The 21,289-nt window shown below is 38.9% G+C and carries 16 protein-coding genes and 2 riboswitches; of the genes, 6 read left to right on the top strand and 10 right to left on the bottom strand.

Annotation, left to right across the window (positions count from 1 at the left end; genetic code table 11):
• The first annotated feature begins 158 nt into the window (after positions 1–158).
• Both ACQKL6_RS17765 and ACQKL6_RS17770 read left to right on the top strand, forming a co-directional pair.
• On the top strand, positions 159–1,574 hold the full coding sequence (locus tag ACQKL6_RS17765; protein ID WP_427651632.1) for a PQQ-dependent sugar dehydrogenase: 1,416 nt from the start codon (positions 159–161) through the stop codon (positions 1,572–1,574).
• Between the two features lie 84 nt (positions 1,575–1,658).
• Complete coding sequence (locus ACQKL6_RS17770) at positions 1,659–2,144, top strand: DinB family protein (RefSeq protein WP_427651633.1); 486 nt, start codon at positions 1,659–1,661, stop codon at positions 2,142–2,144.
• 370 nt (positions 2,145–2,514) lie between these two features.
• On the opposite strand, the gene ACQKL6_RS17775 is transcribed toward ACQKL6_RS17770, so the two are convergent.
• Positions 2,515–2,856 carry a winged helix-turn-helix transcriptional regulator gene (locus ACQKL6_RS17775; protein WP_427651635.1) on the bottom strand — a complete coding sequence of 114 codons (342 nt, stop codon included), beginning with the start codon at positions 2,854–2,856 and terminating at the stop codon, positions 2,515–2,517.
• Between the two features lie 200 nt (positions 2,857–3,056).
• Here ACQKL6_RS17775 and ACQKL6_RS17780 point away from each other — a divergent pair, with 200 nt between their 5' ends.
• Complete coding sequence (locus ACQKL6_RS17780; protein WP_403080182.1) at positions 3,057–3,839, top strand: SDR family oxidoreductase; 783 nt, start codon at positions 3,057–3,059, stop codon at positions 3,837–3,839.
• A gap of 488 nt (positions 3,840–4,327) precedes the next feature.
• On the opposite strand, the gene ACQKL6_RS17785 is transcribed toward ACQKL6_RS17780, so the two are convergent.
• The 5 genes from ACQKL6_RS17785 to ACQKL6_RS17805 all read right to left on the bottom strand — a co-directional run bounded on the left by ACQKL6_RS17785 (position 4,328) and on the right by ACQKL6_RS17805 (position 11,131).
• Positions 4,328–6,652 (bottom strand): histidine kinase, encoded by a 2,325-nt coding sequence (locus ACQKL6_RS17785; RefSeq protein ID WP_402872499.1) that lies wholly within the window; start codon positions 6,650–6,652, stop codon positions 4,328–4,330.
• 61 nt (positions 6,653–6,713) lie between these two features.
• A complete protein-coding gene (gene kdpC, locus ACQKL6_RS17790) occupies positions 6,714–7,271 on the bottom strand; it encodes a potassium-transporting ATPase subunit KdpC (protein WP_402872496.1) in 558 nt (185 codons plus the stop codon).
• A gap of 24 nt (positions 7,272–7,295) precedes the next feature.
• A complete protein-coding gene (gene kdpB / locus ACQKL6_RS17795) occupies positions 7,296–9,335 on the bottom strand; it encodes a potassium-transporting ATPase subunit KdpB (RefSeq protein WP_427651637.1) in 2,040 nt (679 codons plus the stop codon).
• Positions 9,336–9,357: 22 nt separating this feature from the next.
• Positions 9,358–11,031: a potassium-transporting ATPase subunit KdpA gene (gene kdpA / locus ACQKL6_RS17800; RefSeq protein WP_427651638.1), complete on the bottom strand. Its 1,674-nt coding sequence runs from the start codon at positions 11,029–11,031 to the stop codon at positions 9,358–9,360.
• Between the two features lie 25 nt (positions 11,032–11,056).
• A complete protein-coding gene (locus ACQKL6_RS17805; RefSeq protein WP_402873169.1) occupies positions 11,057–11,131 on the bottom strand; it encodes a potassium-transporting ATPase subunit F in 75 nt (24 codons plus the stop codon).
• A 493-nt stretch (positions 11,132–11,624) separates the two neighbouring features.
• Positions 11,625–11,765: riboswitch (cyclic di-AMP (ydaO/yuaA leader) on the bottom strand.
• Positions 11,766–12,011: 246 nt separating this feature from the next.
• On the opposite strand from ACQKL6_RS17805, the gene ACQKL6_RS17810 reads away from it, so the two are divergent.
• Complete coding sequence (locus tag ACQKL6_RS17810; RefSeq protein ID WP_402872487.1) at positions 12,012–12,386, top strand: DUF2294 domain-containing protein; 375 nt, start codon at positions 12,012–12,014, stop codon at positions 12,384–12,386.
• 290 nt (positions 12,387–12,676) lie between these two features.
• On the opposite strand, the gene ACQKL6_RS17815 is transcribed toward ACQKL6_RS17810, so the two are convergent.
• Positions 12,677–13,870, bottom strand: coding sequence for a NupC/NupG family nucleoside CNT transporter (locus ACQKL6_RS17815; protein WP_427651639.1), 1,194 nt, complete (start codon positions 13,868–13,870; stop codon positions 12,677–12,679).
• A gap of 188 nt (positions 13,871–14,058) precedes the next feature.
• A riboswitch (purine riboswitch) is annotated at positions 14,059–14,160 on the bottom strand.
• A gap of 472 nt (positions 14,161–14,632) precedes the next feature.
• Between ACQKL6_RS17815 and ACQKL6_RS17820 the strand changes: the two genes are divergently transcribed.
• Positions 14,633–15,817, top strand: a complete 1,185-nt coding sequence (locus ACQKL6_RS17820) for a LysM peptidoglycan-binding domain-containing protein (RefSeq protein WP_402872482.1) — start codon at positions 14,633–14,635, stop codon at positions 15,815–15,817.
• 302 nt (positions 15,818–16,119) lie between these two features.
• On the top strand, positions 16,120–17,040 hold the full coding sequence (locus ACQKL6_RS17825) for an HNH endonuclease (protein ID WP_427651640.1): 921 nt from the start codon (positions 16,120–16,122) through the stop codon (positions 17,038–17,040).
• Between the two features lie 347 nt (positions 17,041–17,387).
• Here ACQKL6_RS17825 and ACQKL6_RS17830 read toward each other — a convergent pair whose 3' ends face one another.
• The 3 genes from ACQKL6_RS17830 to ACQKL6_RS17840 all read right to left on the bottom strand — a co-directional run bounded on the left by ACQKL6_RS17830 (position 17,388) and on the right by ACQKL6_RS17840 (position 21,289).
• Positions 17,388–18,278, bottom strand: coding sequence for a R2-like ligand-binding oxidase (locus ACQKL6_RS17830; RefSeq protein ID WP_402872476.1), 891 nt, complete (start codon positions 18,276–18,278; stop codon positions 17,388–17,390).
• Between the two features lie 28 nt (positions 18,279–18,306).
• Positions 18,307–19,845 (bottom strand): class I adenylate-forming enzyme family protein, encoded by a 1,539-nt coding sequence (locus ACQKL6_RS17835; RefSeq protein ID WP_402872473.1) that lies wholly within the window; start codon positions 19,843–19,845, stop codon positions 18,307–18,309.
• Positions 19,846–20,380: 535 nt separating this feature from the next.
• On the bottom strand, positions 20,381–21,289 hold the full coding sequence (locus tag ACQKL6_RS17840) for a DMT family transporter (RefSeq protein ID WP_427651641.1): 909 nt from the start codon (positions 21,287–21,289) through the stop codon (positions 20,381–20,383).

Here is a 21,289-nt window from a genome sequence, read left to right on the forward strand (position 1 = left end):
ACTGATTTATGAAGGCATAGTACATTATGACAACCTCTTTTTCTAGCTGGCTACGAAAAGATGGTCAACTCCTAGTTCGCTCCTTCATTATTTGGTATTAATAAAACAGGTCTAATCATATCTTAATAAAAGAAAAACGAAGAAGGAGTGTAAATTTATTGAAAAGAGTGAAGGTTGGTTTACGGCCCATTGTAAGTAAGATAAATTTACCGACTGTTTTGAAAACAGCGATACTCCCGGGTGACTCAAAAGAAACAATATTCATCGCAACCCAAGTAGGGGAAATTTTTTATATAAGAGACGGAGTTATACGGACGTTTATTGATATTCGCCTGCGTATCGTAAAACTAGGTGCTTCTAGAGGTGGATATGATGAACGCGGTTTGCTAGGACTAGCTTTTCATCCCCAATTTTATGATAACGGTCTGTTTTACCTTCATTATTCAGTAGCTGGAGCACAGGGCCCTGGTGCTCTTCCTGATTCTTTTTCACCTAACCCGTGCGATTTAAGGACCTTAAACCTAAAGTGGGACGATAGAGAAACTCAATATGACCATATTGATACTTTGGAAGAATGGGTTTTACCTTCGAATGGTGAACCTCAACAACGACGGACATTACTAAACATAAGAAGACCATTTTCTAATCATAATGGTGTAAATAGCTTAAACTTTTCACCTGAAACAGGAAAACTCGTTTTAACCACAGGGGATGGTGGGTCAGGCTTTGATCCATTCAATTTAAGCCAGAACGACATGGAAATCGCAGGTAAAATAATTGAAATTGATGTAGGTAAGAATACATTCATCCGAAATCCCCCCATCGTCACACGGTTCAATGAACTTCCCCTACCTATTCAGGAAACACTTACGATGATTGTTAAAGGCGTACGGAATATACCTGGCATATCATTTCAAAGATTTAATAATCAGTACATCAAATATGCGGGAAATGTCGGACAGGATGTGGTAGAGTCCATTTTTTCATTTGGTCCGTATAAACCAATACCGGTTACCCATCTTGCTCGAGCTTTCCTCATGAAATCTGAAGCGGGTCAAGAAGGATTGATTAACTTTGGCTGGCGAGCGTGGGAAGGTATCCTCCCTACTCCAATTGTAAAGGGTTGCTCTGCGAATCCAACTTTGGAAGAGAAAACAATGGCTTATTATGATGAGGCACTAAAAGTTTCAGGAAATCGTCTTGAACCTGTGACTAGTTATTTTCATAAAGATCCCCGACCCGATAAATTTGGAGGAACTGCACTGACAGGAGTGCAACCCTATATGGGGGATAAAATCCCCGCCTTAGCAGGAAATGTTGTGTTTACTGATCTTGCCCAGAAGGAAGAAAGTCAATCTCCGGCTAGAGGGGTTTTAGCTTACACTAGTATAAGGGAAGATTGTAAACTAAATGATTATAACGTGATTCAAACCGATTATAATTTTGGTTCCCAATCAGCTTATTATGTGAGCTTGGGAACAAATCTTGATCAAACTACACTATATTTAGGGGTTTATGGTTCGATGAAAGTGAATGATTTTAACCAAGGTACTATTTTTGAAATTATTCCGTGACGAACTTATCAAAGCAAAAACACCCTGAAGCCATTGAGGGCTTGTGAAATCAGTTTATTATTTTCTTATTGTGGAGGGTTTTTATTGAAAACACTTTTCAGATATAACTGGATGGTAAGAGAAGACTGGTATCGTTGGTGTGAAGAGTTAAGTGAAGATGAGCTTTTGCAAAACCGAACAGGTGGAATGGGAAGTATATTACATACACTTTTCCATATTATTGATGTCGAGTGGAGCTGGATACGTCTCTTACAGGGGAAAACTGATTTTCAGGAGAGTTTCCATAATTATAAAAGCTTGAATAAGGTTCGAAATTTGGACGCAGAATTTCATTTAGAAGTGGAAAAATTTGTGAATAACTGGGATGTAAGTATGGAAAATAAATCATTTTACGATACCCTGCCAGATGGAAAAATTGTAACGGATACTTGGGGCGAAGTTATGAGACATAGCATTGTTCACGAAATTCATCATATAGGACAACTATCAATTTGGGCAAGAGAATTGGGAAGAAAGCCTGTTTCCGCAAACCTTATCGGACGGGGTCTTTCCTCTTATTCTAAAAAATAATTCAAATAGATATTAGTTTATTCAGTTTCTGTTTCTGTTTATTAACGGATACGATGCTCTAGTTTTTTTGGAGCTAAAGGTGTTTGTGAATGTACTTATTCAAACAGGGACATTAGTTGAATAATCGAGTAGGAGGAGGCGCCTAGCCTCCGACCTCTCACACCACCGTCCGTACCGTTCGGTATACGGCGGTTCAGGTTATGTCCGACTTAGTTTTGTATATCATTCATATAAACCTTCTAACCCCTTATTATCAAGGGGTTTTATTGGGTTTGTGACATCATGCCGCCCATGCTTCCATTTAATCCACCCAATGCATTCGAATAAGTCATGAACGACCGACTACAAACGTAATGTGGCCTGGTTTCGGTTATCTTTCAACACTCTTGCAATTATCGATATACTTGCTTCCCCATTCCGTGAGCTCATTAATCGTTGGGAAGAGCTTTTCCCTCAATTTGGTTAGGGAGTATTCCACTTTTGGCGGAACTTGATGATAGACCTCACGGTGAATAAGTTGAAAGTTTTCCAGCTGCCTCAGTTGTTTAGTCAGTGACGAGTGCGTTAGGCCGTCAAATTTCCTTAAGAGTTCGTTGAATCGTATGGGTCCGTTCTTTAGATGAAAGATAATTACGAGGGACCATTTACCCGACAATACTTTCTGAGCTGTAGTGAACGGGCAAGTTAAGTCAGCACTTGTTAATTCAATCATGGAACTCCACCTCTTCCTTTACTCTAAGTTCATATTACCTCTATTCGTCATGCTAAAAAACAAGCCTGCATTTAACTGTTGTCCGCCTTTCTTAATATCCCCTTTGATCGTAACGACACACAAATATCGTACTATTCAGAATGATTATAATCTTTTAATATTGATTATGCATTCAATTTATCTTTAAAGGAGTAGATGATATGTCGACGAATAAAGGAAAATTCAATGGTAAAGTGGCATTGGTTACAGGGGCAAGTCGTGGGATAGGGGCTGAAATAACCAAAAAATTAGCTGTTGGCGGAGCGGCATTTATAGGTGTTCATTACGCCAATAATAAGGATGCTGCTTTAAAAGTTGTGGATGATGTCAAGTCCTTGGGTTCAAAAGATGTGGCTCTGCAAGGAGATTTAACCACTGGTATTTCCGGTATAAAAAAGCTTTGGACCGCATTTGAAGATGCTACTCGCTCGGAGTTGGGGACTGTACACTTAGATATCTTAATCAATAACGCAGGTATCTCACCGGCCATTCCATTTGAAGAAACATCGATTGAAACGTTTGAAGATATCATGAATGTTAACCTTAAAGCTCCGTACTTCATTACTCAAGCAGCTAGCCCATTTATTCGGAACGGTGGACGAATCATTAACATTTCTTCTGGCTTTACTCGTGTGGCTGGTCCCATGCATACCATTTATTCCGCTTCCAAGGGAGCCATAGACACACTTACTTTGGCCTTAGCTCCCCATTTTGCATCCAAAGGCATTACTGTGAATACAGTGGCCCCGGGAATTACGGCTACTGATATGAACGAGGATATGCTCGCCACCCCAGAAGGACGGGCCGGAGCGGAGGCATTTTCTGCATTCTCTAGAGTGGGCACCACTGAAGATGTTGCCGATATCGTTGCATTTGTAGCATCTGAGGAAGCACGATGGATCACGGGGCAAGTTATTGATGCCTCTGGTGGAAGCAGGCTTTAAAAGCAAAAACGGATATAAACTAGAGGATATGGATTTTATGCGAGTTAATAATAGACGGGAAAGCAAAAGAAAATATAGATCGATTTGCTATTGGTCCCTTTAATCAGAATAAGAGAAACCTGCATTGTTTGGGGTTTCTCTATACTTCGTTCTTGTGATATTTATTTTTAAATCAAAGTATGAATCCTTCTAAAAATAATATTCTGCCATGTTTATGACATCGGAAGACTCATATATTACAGAAAGCTGCCTCGTAGTTACCTAAGCAGATAATTTTCAGTCGTTTAAATACAAATGAAGCTCTATATACATTCCCTATAACTCAATATTTTGACATGAATCAGCTAGAGTTAATTGGAGCGATATTCATTCAAACACAAGCAATCAGAAAGAAAGTGTCTGGGAACACACCGCCTGTTTAATGTTCATTAGGTTCTCATTGATGCAGGAATCCATTCTATGAATATACATCACTCGTGAACGTCCATTCAATCAGCCACAATTAAAACATCGAGGTGTCTTGCTTCTCTTAAAAGTTGTGCGACAATCGAACCTTGAATGATTTCTTGCCACCTTTCTTTTGCTGAATGTCCAATGATGACTTGTGTAGCTTTTTTGTCTTGTAATTGTTTAGTGACTTCACTTACCACCATTCGCCTGTTGGTTGTTGAATACATTTCGAAAGTGCCACCTAATCGTTTCGTAAGGTTCTTTATTTTATCCAATATAATTTGCTTGTCATTAGGTAATGTTCGTTGATCCTTCACATACACTACATACCACTTTGCTTTAAGTCGATAGGCTATCCGGAAACCCCGTCTAATCAAACGCTCAGAGTCTGGTTTAAGGTTAACGCAAACAAAGATTACTTCTGCTTTTCTCCAAGGGCCCCTTACCCCTTCTTTTCGCTTGAATGATTCTAACCTATCGTCTACATCATCTGCTAATTCACGGAGTGCAAGTTCTCTCAAGGCTATAAGATTTCGAGTCTTAAAAAAATTATTCAAGGACTGCTCCACTTTATCCATGGTATAAATATTCCCTTCTTGCATTCGCTGCCTAAGCGCCTTTGGGGAGACATCAATTAATTCAAGCTCATCGGCCAATTGTAGAATCCTGTCAGGAACCGTTTCACGTACGCGAACCCCTGTAATTTGCTCTACACTATCATTCAAGCTTTCTACATGTTGAATATTCATAGTAGAAATAACGGATATCCCAGACTCCAATATGTTCATAACGTCTTGATAACGTTTTTGGTTTTTACTTCCTGGCACATTTGTATGAGCCAATTCATCTACCAGCACAACTTCAGGATTACGGATGATGATTCTGTCAAGATCCATTTCCTCTAACACGACGTTCTTATACGGAACCTGTTTCCGGGGTAATGTTTCTAACGTGTCAACTTGGGATGCCGTTTCTTTACGACCATGTGTCTCCAATAATCCAATCACAATATCAATTTCACTTTTCTTTAATTGATTGGCCTCCCTCAGCATGGTATATGTTTTCCCTACGCCAGGAGCAGAACCAATATACACCTTTAATGTTCCTCTTTTCACTCCCTGTATTTTTTCTTTTATTTCTTCAGGCGAGAGTCTACGGTATGGATTCTTTTTCTTTTTTTTTGACTGAACGGCAGGCAATACCCTTTCCCCTTCTCCTTTTGTCCTATCCGCTACAACACATACATCAATGTTTTTCGTTTGGCCCAATATCTTATTGACTATAGAACCATGGATGATTTCTTCCCATCTCGTCCTTTTGGATTGACCCAGGATAATCCGGGTTATATAGTGCTTCATGGCATATCCAACGATTTCTTTTGCAATATCACCCCCGTTTATGGCTCTTTCTTCAAACTTCCCATTTAGCTTTACGATAAGTTTTTGTATAGAACTTTTAAATAACGACTCCTCTTTAGATAGCTCTTTCTGACTTGGAATAAAGCTAACCACCACTAAATCTCCGCCTAATCGTTTGGCTATTTGATCGCCTCTTCGAATTAAAATGGAGCCATTCCAATGGTATTGTACACATACCAAGATTCGTTCAGAAGCACCTGATGGTCCCATTAACCCTTCCTGTTCTCTATGTTCAGTAAGATCTTCTTCTACTTCTCCAGCCAAAAAACGGAGTGACAGCTCCCTAAGAACCGCTAAGTTATCTCGATTATATAGTTTCATATCGGCTTCTGTTTTCTTGTTGTTTTCCATGATTTTTCCTTCTTGCAGACGTTTAAGTATTGCTTCGGGTGTCACATCCAAGAGGCGTACTTCGTCAGCCAGCGTCAACGTATTCTCGGGTAGGATCTCACTTACATGAAGCGGGAGATTCAGTAGGTGTTCAGCAACTTTCTTTACTCCTTTCAATTCATAAATATTTATTGTTGTGATAACGCTGATATCACCTTTTATTAATTCCATAACATCTTCTAATCTAGTCGGATTTTTAGCAGACGGCCGGTTTTTGTGAGCTAACTGGTCAACTAAAACCACTTCAGGATTTCTTTTTTGAATTTCATCTACATGTAAATCTTTCCTAATAAGTCCATTACTCTTCCATTCAATTGTGGGCACTGCCTCTAGGCAACCTACTTGCTCCATTGTCATTTGGTTGCACCCATCACTAATAATCCCGATAACTACGTCAATACCACGCCCTTTCAACTCATTTCCTTCCATAAGCAAATGATAGGTTTTTCCGGACCCACTAACAGATCCGAGTATAATCTTCAGTCTGCCTTTTTTGATGTCGGAAATAGATTGTAGAATTTCATCTGGTGTTTTCCTTCGAAAGTGTTCATTCATATAACTACCCCCAGATTCCTTTCTAGATTAATAGGAGAAAATAGAAATCTCCTAAACTCGATCATTTTAGATCATCCAAAGCAATATTTAATTTCAACACATTAATATGAGGTCCGCCGAAAAGTCCAAATGAACGATTTTCCGTATTTTCTTCGACTAGATTATATAAACTTTGTTCAGATATATCCCTCTCTTTTGCGATACGTGGAACCTGAACAAGTGCTCCTCTTGGAGAAATATTTGGATCAAGACCTGACCCAGAGTTTGTCATCAAGTCAGAAGGTATTTCCTCTTTTTTAATAGAAGGATTCGCTTTTAGAAATTCAGACATTTCACTTTTGGTTCGCTTGATCATTTCTTCATTAGATGGTGAATAGTTTGGCGACCCTGAGCCTGCAGCGTCGTATTCTATAGAAGAAACCCGGCCATGAAAATAGCCAGCCTCTTCAAAAGATTGACCAATTAATTCTGACCCGATGATTTTCCCTTTTTCATTTTTAATTAAGCTGCCTTCAGCTTGTGCAGGCATCATCACTTGTGAAAGCCCTGTTATGAGTAACGGATAAGCCATACCACATATCATGAATAGCACAAAAACTACACGTATATTTTTCAACATCTATTCTCACCCTTATATTTGATTTTAAGCTACTTTAAACAGTTCAAGTATTAGGTCTATACATTTAATGCCAATGAAAGGAACGACCACGCCACCTAATCCATAAAGAAACAAATTCTTAGTCAATAATCTTGAAGCGCTCATTGGAACATATTTTACACCCTTCATGGCTAACGGGATCAGGAGCGGGATAATAATGGCATTGAATATCAATGCTGATAATATCGCACTTTGCGGTGTGGCTAATCCCATTATATTTAAGGCATTCATTTGCGGGATAGCCAGCATGAACATAGCTGGTATGATCGCAAAGTATTTAGCCACATCATTGGCAATGCTGAACGTTGTTAATGCTCCACGTGTCATGAGTAACTGTTTTCCAATCGCCACTACTTCAATGATTTTTGTAGGATCTGAATCCAGATCCACCATGTTTGCTGCTTCTTTGGCCGCATTTGTTCCTGTATTCATTGCTAGCCCCACATCTGCCTGTGCCAATGCAGGGGCATCGTTCGTGCCATCCCCGGTCATCGCGACAAGTTTGCCTTCCGCTTGTTCACGCTTAATTACGGCAATTTTATCTTCCGGCTTTGCCTCGGCAATGTAATCGTCTACCCCGGCTTCTTTCGCGATCGTCGCGGCCGTTAAAGGATTATCTCCGGTACACATGACGGTTTTGATGCCCATTTTCCTCAATTCATCAAATCGCTCTTTCATACCTGCTTTAACGGTATCTTTCAAATAAATGACACCTAGGATCCGATTTCCTTCTGCGACTACTAAGGGCGTTCCCCCTTGGCTTGCTACTTCATCACTAATGTCTTGCAAATCGCTGGGAATGTTTCCGCCTTCTTGCTTTATATAGTTCTTTATTGAATCGACGGCACCTTTTCTGACGATTCTTCCATCGGAAAAATCTGTCCCGCTCATCCTCGTTTCTGCCGTAAAGTCAATGCCTTCCGAGTCACTTTTTTCCAATTCTTTTTCAAGTAATCCTGATCTTTTGGCAAATTCGACAACAGAGCGGCCTTCCGGTGTCTCATCATGTAAGGATGAATAGGCTGCGAATGTAGTAAGTTCCTTCTGATTCACACCCTGTACTGGCAGCAAGGCATGAGCCATCCGGTTACCATGTGTGATCGTGCCTGTTTTATCGAGAATGATAGTATTGATGTCTCCTGCAGCTTCTACCGATTTGCCCGATTTGGCAATCACATTGAATTGTGTCACTCTGTCCATTCCAGCTATGCCTATCGCTGAAAGAAGACCACCTATGGTTGTTGGGATCAAACATACCAATAATGCCACCAAAGTTGCGATTGGCAATGTCACTTTAATATAGGAAGCAATAGGTACGAGTGTCACGCAAACAAGCAAAAAGATAAGCGTCAAACTCACAAGGAGTGTACTAAGTGCAATTTCATTCGGTGTTTTTTGCCGTTTAGCTCCTTCTACCAAATCAATCATTCGATCCAGGAATGACTCCCCCGGATCACTACTAACTTTTATTTTTATATAGTCACTCATTACTTTTGTTCCTCCAGTAACAGAACTGAAGTCTCCACCCGGTTCTTTTATGACATTCGCGGATTCACCAGTTATGGCCGATTCGTCAACAGCAGCCACCCCTTCAATGACCTCTCCATCACTAGGAATTAAATCATTGGCCTCCACTAAAACCATGTCACCTTTTTGCAGTTCCGTGGCATCGACTATCTTTACAGATCCATCTTTTTGGATTAACTTTGCTTTTGAATCAAGCTTTGTCTTTTTCAGACTATCCGCTTGTGCTTTACCACGACCTTCCGCTAATGCTTCAGCAAAGTTGGCAAACAGGATGGTTAGGAGCAAAATGAAAGTCACTGCACTGGTATATCCCCTATCTGATATTCCACCAAATAAATCGGGAAATATAGTTAGAAAAAGGGTCAAGACAAATCCTATTTCCACTACAAACATGACTGGATTTCGTGCCATGGCTCTGGGATTCATTTTTTTGAAAGCATCTTTTATTGCTTCAAAAAGCATTTCATTATTTACTTTTCCATTACGCATCGTATTCATCTGTACTACTCCTTTTCATCGTTTATCTAATCGTTAACCATTCTGCGACAGGTCCTAGGGTAATCACTGGAAAGAAAGTCAAAGCTCCAATAATTAAAACCGTACATAAAAGAATGACAAGGAATGTAGGATTATCTGTTTTAAATGTACCCATCGTCTCTGGGACACGTTTTTTAGCAAGTAATGATCCAGCAACAGCAATCATGGCTATCATGGAAAAATAACGGCCAAACAACATGACCAAACCTGTGGAAATGTTCCAAAAAGGTGTATTATCCCCTAAGCCCTCGAAACCAGAACCGTTATTGGCTGCAGCTGAAGTAAACTCATATACAATTTGAGAGAGCCCATGGAAACCTGGATTTGAAATGGCCGATGTCCCCATCTGTGCCGTTAGTGCAATAGCAGATGGTACCAAAATGATTAACGGATGTAGAAGGATCGTCATGGCTATTAATTTCATTTCCGGCCCTTCAATTTTCTTACCTAAAAACTCTGGTGTACGCCCGACCATCAGTCCAGCAATGAATACAGCCAATATGGAATACATAAGAATGTTCATCGTGCCTACCCCATCACCGCCAAATACACAGTTCAGCATCATCATGGCCAGTGGCGCTATACTACCGAGCGGTGTCAGCGTATCATGCATATTATTAACTGAACCTGTAGTGGCAGCTGTAGTCACCGTTGTAAATAGGGCACTCTGAGCCATCCCAAATCGGACTTCTTTCCCCTCTAAGTTTCCACTCTCTTGTGAAAGGCCTATTGCCTCCAATCGGGGATTGCCATTTTGTTCACTAGCGTAATTCACACTTAGGAAAACAAGCATCATGAGTCCCATTGCTGAAAATAAGATCCATCCTTGTTTGTTATTTTTCGCCATATATCCGAATGTTAATGGAAGGGCAGCAGGAATGAGAAACATCGATAAAATCTCTAATACATTCGTAAATCCATTAGGGTTCTCAAATGGATGCGCCGAGTTGACACCGAAGAATCCACCGCCGTTTGTGCCAAGGTGCTTTATTGACTCCAATGCAGCCACAGGTCCTCTTGCAATATGTTGGGTGGCTCCCTCTAACGTAGTAGCCATTACCGTAGAACCAAGGGTCTGTGGTACCCCCTGGGATACCAGAACCAAACTGACAAAAATGGAGAGAGGCAGTAGCACCCGAGTGATCGAACGAATTAAATCTACATAAAAGTTCCCTAAACTCCTCTGACCGGTCAAACCCCTGAAAAAAGCGATGCATAAGGAAAGACCGGTTGCTGGTGTCGTGAACATCAAGAAGATGATGACAATCATTTGTGATAAATACGAAAGTCCGGATTCTCCGCTATAGTGCTGTAAATTGGTATTAGTAAGAAAACTTGCTGCCGTATTGAATGCCAATGACGGATCCATGTTGGCTATCCCACTTGGATTACCCGGTAAAACTCCCTGAAGCCGTACAATCATGTATGAGATGACAAACATGACTAAGTTACTTAGGAGTAATGCCTGTGCATATTGCTTCCAATTCATATCAAATGTCTTAATACCAGATATTTTAAAAATGCCTCGTTCTAACCACCCGAACATACGATCTTGCCTTGTGGTTTCAAGGGAATATACTGCCGCTAAATATTGGGCCAATGGTATGGCTAGGATCACTACCAAAAACAACACCACAATGATTTGTAAAAAATCCATTTACATTTCCTCCGTTATCGTTCTATTAATATTTCTCTGGGTATAATAAAGCGTGAATTAAATACACGGTAACCGCTGGGACAATAAGAATGAATAACATGTTCTACTCCTCTCCTTTTTTCGTTATAACTTTGTTACAAAAATGAATGAATCCATAGAAAAGTAAAAAGGGTGTACCCATTAGAAAGATAGTTATAGCATCCATCCGAACCTTCCTTTCACTTTTTTAAAAATCTTTACAATTTACCTCCTTCACGATTAGTGGAGAAATTGGTGCCAAAAGAACACAAAAAATAGACCAATGCTTACCCCTTCTCCAATAGTCCGCATTGCATGGCTATCCTAGTTTCAATAGTGAAAAAAATGATTCACAATCCAAACAAGAATATTTGCAAAAGCAAACAGTATTAGTGGAGAAAAAGTACTCATTGGTCTACTTATCGCCCAGCAAGCTTTTCAGCGCTCTTTGCGATCTGTCTTCCAAGAAACCTTTTCATGTAATTATAGGCATAATAAAAAGACCTACTGAAATGACAGGTTGCTATTTTGCTACAAACACAACAAAAAAGCCTCCTGGATCAAGGTGGTCTTATGACCTCCTTCGCTTTAGCCGACGAAGTTAGCTGACGGGTAGGATGGCGAAAGAGTTCACATCCCTTCTGCAAAAGCAGAATTAACCCCATAAATAATGGGTCCTCCGTTCTCAATTACTTGAGATTTGGCCGATATCAAATTGTTATTGATGAGCATATTCTACGCTCATCAGCAAACCTTTGTAAACCCCATTAAAATTCCATATATTCGCAAATAGATTCATATTCGACCATATACTTCCGTTTTTCTATATAAAAGTATTATTTACTCATTAATCCTATATATTTCTAATATTTTAATATATATACAAACTTGTATTGACAAAAACTTGAATCCGGCATTATGATGAATCCCATATACGATCGATGAAAAAAATCGGAGGCATTATGTTAAACCAAAAAAAGAAAATTGAAGCCGAAATTAGTGCAGCATTCATTAAATTCCAGCGTGATTTAATTGGCAGAGGGCCACAAGAAGTTAAAACCTACATCATTAATGACATGCTGATCACTCGTTTTAAAGGAGTCTTGACTGTCGAAGAAAAACACCTCGTCAGTCAGGATTCTGGAAAGAAGCTTGTAAAAAAAATGCGCTCTCTTCTACGTGAAATGTACAGTCAGGATTATGAAAAAATTGTCGAGGATCTAACAGGTTGTAAAGTCCTTTCTTCACACAGTGACATTAGTACCAAAACGGGTGAACGAATCGAAGTTTTCATAGTTGATAAGGATTTGGAGAAATACCTAGAAAATCTAAAATGAGTGGGGTGATTTAGTTGACATTGACTCAATTGGAAGAGCAGAAACATGGACAAAATTTCTGCTCTTCATGCTTTTATTATGACATCTCTAATGTATTTCACGCCTTCACCTTATCGGAAACGTGACTATTGGTTTCTTTTTATACTCATGTAAAAAAAGCAATCCCTTAATCTTACCGATTAAGGGATTAACATCATTTATACCTAAAAATCACTTGGCTAATTTGTTTTTCATTCACGTATTAAAGCCACAATATTTAAGGTTTTCTAGTAAAACTATAATACACAGCGTTACCAAACAAACAATCCAACAATCATGGCACTAAGCATGGAGACTGCCATTCCACTAAGCAATAGCTTCCAAACATTTCTTCCAATGATATTCGATTTCTCCTCGTCTAGAATCGAATTGAACGTTCCGTAAATCATGCCGACTGTACTAAAGTTTGCAAATGAGGTCAGGTACGTAACGGCCACAGCTACTGTATGCGGGGCCAAACCGCTAATCTGTGTTTTCAAATCGAGCAAGGCTACAAATTCATTCGTTGCCAGTTTGATTCCCATTAATTGAGCAACATACATCGTATCTTCCCAATTTAATCCAAACAAGAAAGCGAATGGACTAAAGATGACAGAGAAGATTTTTTGGATTGTTAATCCATCTACCGCAAGCCCTAAAATACCGTTAAGACTAGCCGTTAATGCGACATAGCCGATTACCATGGCCATAATGACGATCACCATCTTGACTCCAACTAGCATACTGTTTGAAATGGTTGAAAAGAAGTCTTTACGTTCCTCTTTTGTAGGAATATATACGACATCTTCCTCTTTACTGACAGTAACAGGATTTAACATATTGGCTATAAGCAAGGCATTTAAACAATTCAATGGAATAGCGACGAATACAAATTCAGCCGGAACCATGGATAAATACGCACCTATAATCGAACCACTTATACTGCTCATACTCATAATTCCAAAGGTCAGCAAACGCTTATCCTTTAAAGAACTTAATTGCATCCTGATAACAGCGAGAGCCTCCGTATTTCCAAGAAACATCATCTGAATAGAAAAGAAGCTCTCCAGTTTCGGTAAACCGGACACTTTCGAAATGAGCCAACCGACTTTATCTATTATCCAGGTCAGGATGCCGAAATACGATAGAATATCAAAAAACGTAATAATGAAGATGATCGGCATCAACGCACTGAAAAAGAAATCCACTTGTTCGTTTGCCATAACAGAAGGAAAAACGAAAGAGATTCCTTCATTAGCACATGCAATCAACCAGGTGAAGAAAGTAGCAATCTGTTTAATGACCCATGTTCCGATGGTGGTCGACAACATGAACCATGTAATAATCAATTCAATGCCAAGCAACGTAAGAATGATTTTCCACTTCACGTTTTTTCTATTAGGTGAGCACAAGTATACGATACCCATGACAACCAATACCCCTAGAATATTCAATAAGAAATACATACGGCACCCTCTTCCTTTATCTTTTACTGTTGAATGCATACATAAAAAAGCCCTTATTTTTCATGCTTTCGGCCACTGGACAGAAAGCATGAAAAATAAGAGCCTCTTCAAAAAAACAAAGTAATAGTGGGACCTTCTGCAAGAATCACAAAGTGACTTACAAAATGCTACCTATAACTGTTTCATCTCTTTTATTCATGCTTCCCTGTAGTCCGGCTTTTTATGGCAGCCAGGTAGAAACTATCAGACCTTATCACTGATATTATACAAGGATATTTATATGATGATAATTCGTAGTAATGGGTATTATTCTAAATGAAAGTATTAACTATTACAATATGCTTTAAAATAGTCGGAATCATTCTACTACTATACTCTTTTCAGACAATTTATGGCGAAGTATATCGTTTAAAATATATAAGGCCATCTTGTATATTGTGTTACATTTTACCTTTTCAAAATTGCAATGTAGCAATCAATCCTTTTAAGGGTACCTTTAACAAAAATAAATCATTGACTTGCAATATATATATTTTCTAAATTATTGAAACCTTATAGGTAATAGGGTTCACCCTTCACTTGCTCACATCAACATTCCGACACTTCGTAACATCCCTGTAATATAAGCAATGATAATTTAATGTTTAAATCAGAATTTTTTTCTATTTTTAATATTTTATTGGGTTAATTGCCTTATAATATTATTGCGCTATAAAAATAGTGCAATAATATTATAGAATATCAGGAGGAATCTTCCTTTTTATGAATAGTTCAAAAAAATCTTTCATTATCGCGGGTTCTATCATAGGTACCCTATTTGCCAGCAATTCAGCTTATGCTAGTACATACCATGTAAAATCAGGTGATAGTCTATATAAAATTGCTAAAGCAAATCATACAACCGTTCAAAAATTAAAATCGCAAAATAAACTTTCTAATAACCTTATTTTCCCTGGACAAGTGTTAAAGATAAATGAATCCACGGTGAAAAGTACAACTTCAACAAAGAAACATGTGGTTAAACTTGGGGATACGTTAAGTGGAATTGCTAAAAAATATAATCTTTCGCTAAATGCATTATTGAAGTTGAACCCTACCATTTCCAATTCGGACCGAATTCGTATTGGACAATCCATCATTGTTTCTGGAAAAGCTACTTCAACTAGTGCTACTGCTGCAAAAAGCAGTTCAACCAGTACATATAAGGTTAAGTCAGGAGACAGTCTCTCCAAAATTGCAAGCAAAAATAAAACGACCGTCAAAGCTATACTTTCATTAAATCCTAGCATCAAAAATGCTAATACTTTACGTATTGGACAGTCCATAAAACTTTCTGGAAAAGCCACTACATCTAGTGCAACCAGTACAGCAAACAAATCGGGCAGTACATATAAAGTTAAGTCTGGGGACAGTCTCTCCAAAATTGCAAGTAAAAATAAAACGACCGTCAAAGCTATACTTTCATTAAATCCTAGCATCAAAAATGCTAATACTTTACGTATTGGACAGACTATTAAACTTTCTGGAAAGGCAACTACAGCTGCTACAAAGACTGTGTCTTCTGCCTCTTCTGAAGTGGACCGCGTTTTAAACGCCGCTAAAAAATACTTAGGGGCCAAGTATCAATATGCTGCAAGCACATCGCGCACTGATGCCTTTGATTGCTCATCATTTACCATGAAAGCATTCCAAGCAGCAGGGATCTCCTTGCCTCGCACATCAACTGGCCAAGCTCAAATGGGAGTACCTGTTTCTTCATATTCATTGAAAAAGGGTGATTTGGTGTTTTATGATACTAATCATGATGGAGTGATTAATCACGTAGGAATTTATGCGGGGAATAATCAAATGATTAATGCTTCAACTTCCAAAGGTGTATCGTATGCAAACATCAACGGTTCATACTGGAAACCTCTTTTCGTAAAAGCCGTTCGAATTCTTAACTAATGATTTGAATGCCATTAAGCGCATTACAGAAAACCAACTGGAGTAAGCATCAAACACTGTAACTGTTTGATGCTTACTCTTTTTTTACTTCAGATTAGTATATCCCCGCTCTATACATTACATTAGAATGGGTTTCCCAGGATGAGTTCTTTCACCCCGCATACATACTTCGTCATTTGACACGTTATCGTTACATTTCTAAAATAATTAAGGTATGATAAGTTACATAGAATATGTCCAAAGAGTAAGCAAACCAGCTCTTTCATTTAAATCGCATATCGTAGCAAGTAGGAGGAAAGACGTTGAATAGTTTTATTGTCATGCAAGGTACTACCTATCAAGAAGAAAAACATTTAGGGATCATCTGGTCTCCTCAAATCGATAAATCCGGTTTAGTACCTCACTCATCTAAACTGATGCAAGAAGTTAAAAGTGGAGATCGGATTTTCCATTATGTAAAGGGATCGATTGTCGCGATAAGTATTGTAAAAAAAGGATGTCAAGAAGATAATAAACCTCAAAAAATTCGAAATTATACTAGATGGACAGATAATGGTTATCTAGTTGAAACCGAGTATCGTGAATTGGAGGTCCCCCTGAATATACGTGAATACTTTGACGGTATTGCTCCATATCTTCCTATTAAATATTCAGCATTCCAGGAGGATGCAACCGGCAATTCAGGATATCTATATCCTTGTAATGAAGAACTTACACTAAAACTTTTAGAATATATGAGTATGCTTAACATCTTCAATTCGGACGAAGATCAATTAGAACTCTCTGTCGATGAAGTCATTGCTAAAGAGCGGAATCCTCTACAAGCACTTCTTGCTGAAACAGAATCGGAAGCCAAAATGAACATTCGCTGTGGCCAAAAAAAATTCAGAAAATCGGTTATGCCTCTTTGGAATCATAAATGCCCGCTATGTGGAATAGAAATGGATGCCCTACTAAAGAGTAGTCACTCTAAACCATGGAAGGACAGTACCGATGATGAGCGCCTTAACCCGTATAATGGATTATTATTATGCTTCAATCATGATGCCTTGTATGAAAAAGGCCTTATCTCCTTTGACGGTCAAGGCAGACTACATATTTCTAATCAGATTCCTGAAGAAGAATATGAGACGTACCAGCTAAGAAAGGGCATAAAAATCCCCCTTCATCCTGATAATAAACCATACTTTAAATGGCATAAGAAAAATGTATTCGTTGATTGAATAAACTATTATAACTTAACCATAGGAAAAGCCCTGTAAAATAAGACACTCTTATTTTACAGGGCTTTTTTTAATGATATTCTACCGAGATGTATGGAACAATAAGACGTTTAAGTCATTCATCCTCCTTAGTCCGTTTGTTCCTTCTTTTTCATATCTGCTTCATTTCTCTATCCTATCTTAGAAACACTTACATTAGGCTAACTATTACTACTGCCACCATAGATTGGGACTTACCTATATTTAGATTGCACCCAAGCCAGGCCGTACAAAAAAGCCCAGCCATTCCTTGAAATGGTTGAGCTTTTCTTATGAACCCATATCGACCCTAATATTTGTTTTACTTATCAATAAACACCAACATCACTTTCGGTCGTTTTGTAAATGTCTTCGATTTTCTTCCCTCTAGCTCGTGACAAAATTTCCATTCTGACTTTTAGCTGTTTCATAGCAAAATTCACGAATTCGTCGGGCTCATTATTGAACGCTTCCAGGTCAGGTTCTTGAAAGCCTTCATCTATAATCTTGAATGCCAAAGGAGTAAGCTCCTCCATTCGTTTCATGACGACATCATCATATATATGTGGATGTTCGCAAATCAATCGTTGCAACAGAAATGTTCCATACCCTATATGGCGAGATTCGTCTCTTTTCAAGTTACCGACTCCCTCAAGTAAACCAGGCATTAATTTCGATGTTTCCAAAGACTTATAGAATGAAAAATAACCAGTTTCAGCAAGAACCCCTTCGACAAACATGTTATATACAGTGGCTGCATCGGCAATGGCCTCTGGTGACTGATCTGTAATCAGACGCTCCATGGCAGTTGGTAATATAACATGGAAAACTTGCTTGTACGTGTCAGTTAACAAAGGGTTCAGTTCACCTTTTTCACCTATAGCATCCAAAACCGTCCTGAAGAATTCTGTATGTTTCGCTTCTTCAAATAGGAAAGTGGTCAGGTACATCTCCTCTTCAATCCGTCCATCTTTTGCTATTGCCATGATGAGCGGTAATAAATCGAGGGTAACGGCTTCTTCTCCGGCCTGAAATTGCGAAAGTAGTCGAAGGATGCTATTTTTTTGTCCTATCGATAAAATCCCCCAGTCCTCAGCATCCTTTGTATAATCAATGGTAGCGGGATTCCATGTTCCCACCTTTTTTGCTTTTTGATATAAGCGATATGGAAATGAATCTATCATTAAGCCTCTTGAAGTTGCGGTAATGGTTTTTCTCATCATTGAAAACCCCTCTCAAGATTGGAAATCATCCTTTTTTAGAATCTGTTAAATCCGTCACATTTACCATTTTTCTTAAATGGGTCTTTAAAATCTTTCCTACTCCATTTCGTGGCAAACTATCTAAAAATATGATTCTCTTTGGCGTTTTATGTTTGGCAAGGTTGTCCTGACAATAAAGAATCAATTCTTCTTCCAATACGCACGAGGACGGGTCTTTCACAACACAGGCAACTAATTCCTCACCCATTCTCTCGTCTGGTACACCAACAACCGCAACTTCTGAAATGCCTGAATGCTTACTAAGGATTTCTTCCAAATCTCTAGAATAAATATTAAATCCTCCCCGAATGATAAGATCTTTTTTTCTATCGACAATGTATAGATATCCTTCATCATCCAAGCGTCCTAGATCTCCGGTATATAACCAGCCTTCCTTTACAGTACGATCGGTTTCTTCATCATTCCGGAAATAGCCAGGTGTCACATTATCTCCACGGACAAGTAATTCACCGATTTCTCCTCTTGGAACATCTTCGTTCTTTTCATTCACAATCTTTATTGTTACCCCTGGTATCGGAATCCCCACGGATCCTGGTTTAATCGGGCGATCTTTAGTATGTGCCGTTACGATGGGAGCCGCTTCTGATAATCCGTATCCTTCATATACCTTAGCGCCAAATTTTTGTTCAAATGTATTCAGTAATGCTATAGGTAATGGTGCAGATCCAGAACTTACTGATTCCAAACTGCTTGTGTCATAGTTACCGGCTGTGGGGAAAGCTACCAAAGCATGAATCATTGCAGGGACTACAGAAAACGCTCTTACTTTATGGGCTTCAATCGCTGCCAATACTTCTTTCGGTTCGAAGCGCGGGAATACTACAATGGAGCTTCCCACTATGTAGCATGTATGAGAAATGGTAAGCCCAAACACATGTGCAAGCGGAAGAATTCCAAGTGTCGTTCCACGTTCTACATTAGAGTGTTTTACTGAGTTTTCTGCATTGGAACATAGATTTCTATGAGTTAACTTGACTCCTTTTGGATTCCCGGTTGTCCCTGACGTGTAAAGGATGACAGCCGTATCCTCAGGCATCACTTCAATCAACTTCGCATCATAATCAGGTGATGGGGACAGATAATCATAGAAATTCTGGGCTTGTTCGGTAGTAGGTGCATCAACTACAAGTATCGATGGCCGCTTATCCATTAACTCAATCGCCTGTCCAATATTATCAAGAAGTAAAGAAGAGGTAATAATCAACTTGGCTCCGCAATTATCGGCAATAAAGGCGATTTCCTTTGGATGTAAAGTATACATGACAGGTACAATCACCGCTCCCGCCCTTGTGATTCCCTGATAGGCAAATAACACTTCCGGGGAATTCGGCATAATGACGATTACCCGTTCTCCGTTATCAACTCCATGATTTCGCAATCCATTGGCGAGTTGATTAGCATAGTTCATGGTTTCTACATTTGTATACTGTTTGCCTCCGGAGAATATAAAAGGATACTCACCGAACTCTCGAACGTTCTTATCAAGTAATTCTGAAAGCTTCATACCTGCACCCCCTGCAATGATATTGAGACCAAGCGATTCTCGGTGCTTTTTCATTCTAGATGTACTGTATAGCCCAGTCAGTCAAGATAACCATGAAGTCAGAAAAAAAGAATTTAACCTTCTCCCTATGCTATGGCAGCAATTTGTGACAAATGCCCTCGATATCACTTTATTCGGTAAAATCTCTTTTACTATAGAAATCATCCATAGTCTTTAATTGGTTGGGATAACGCTCATAATTTCTCACACTTAAAATTTTCAAAAAAGGAAGCGTTTACATTATGTTGCGACTAGAATAGCACGTTTCCGAATCATGCCCACATTTGAACATTCATGATTTTTCCCTATGAATCTTTTTCTTTTATCTAAACTAACCATAAAATAAAAGGTATATTTTTACAATAGGTAAAATCATTTATAATTTGGTTTTTAGATGAAATAGGGTAAACGAGGTGGATAAAGCAGGTTTGACCATAACGCCTTTATACCTACATTAACTAGTCCCCTAACGCAAAAGTAAAAGGCAGAAATGTTGTTAAACCACATTTTTGCCTTTCACTTTTGCAACTTTCGATGCACCTTTTCGATTAATTAAATAGATGCTAAGTAGGATGAGGACCATGCCTTCAAGGAGGGATATAGTAAATGGTTCACCTAAGAATATGGTTCCTATCCCTACGGCGATTAAAGGAACAAGAAATGTAAAAGATCCGACTTTGCTTGCTTCGCCAGAACTCATTAACTTGAAATACACTGCGGTAGCTAATGCCATACTAAAGATTGATCCGAAAATCAAACAGGATATGTACGTTGAATTCCACTCAATATTCGATGCATTTTCTACTGCCAAACCACTTCCTGTCAGAAACAAACCACCAATGATGCTTTGCATCGCCACCAGCCAAAGTCCATGCACTTGTGTACTGGTCTTCTTTACATAGACCACACCGAATGCCCATCCAGTTGCAGTAATAAGTGCTAGTATAATACCAACATAAGAGATTTTACCGGAAATTCCATCCAGACATACAAGCACCACCCCAGTAAAACCAATCATTAACCCCATGATTTTAATGGCGGATAATGATTCTTTCAACCATTTCCAAGCTATTAACACGACTAAAACGGGCTGAAGATAAACGATGACCGAAAACAACCCCGAAGGTAAATATTGAAGGCCAATCGTTTGGACACCATTGAATATGATTGTATTGAAAAATGCAACGATTACATAGATGTACCAATTTTTCTTCCACTGAATCTTCTTCCATTGGGGAAGAAGATTTAAGGCTAATAACAGTCCGCCTAATAATGTACGCATTCCTGCATAAAGCAGTGGTGGTGAATAATCGAGTGCCACTTTATAGACCGGCCAACATAGTCCCCATATGATTACAACGAAAGCGATGCTTATCGCTGTTACTGGTCGAGAGAGTGATTTCAT

This window comes from Peribacillus sp. NPDC097197 (genome assembly GCF_050278025.1).
Taxonomy (GTDB): Bacteria; Bacillota; Bacilli; order Bacillales; family DSM-1321; genus Peribacillus.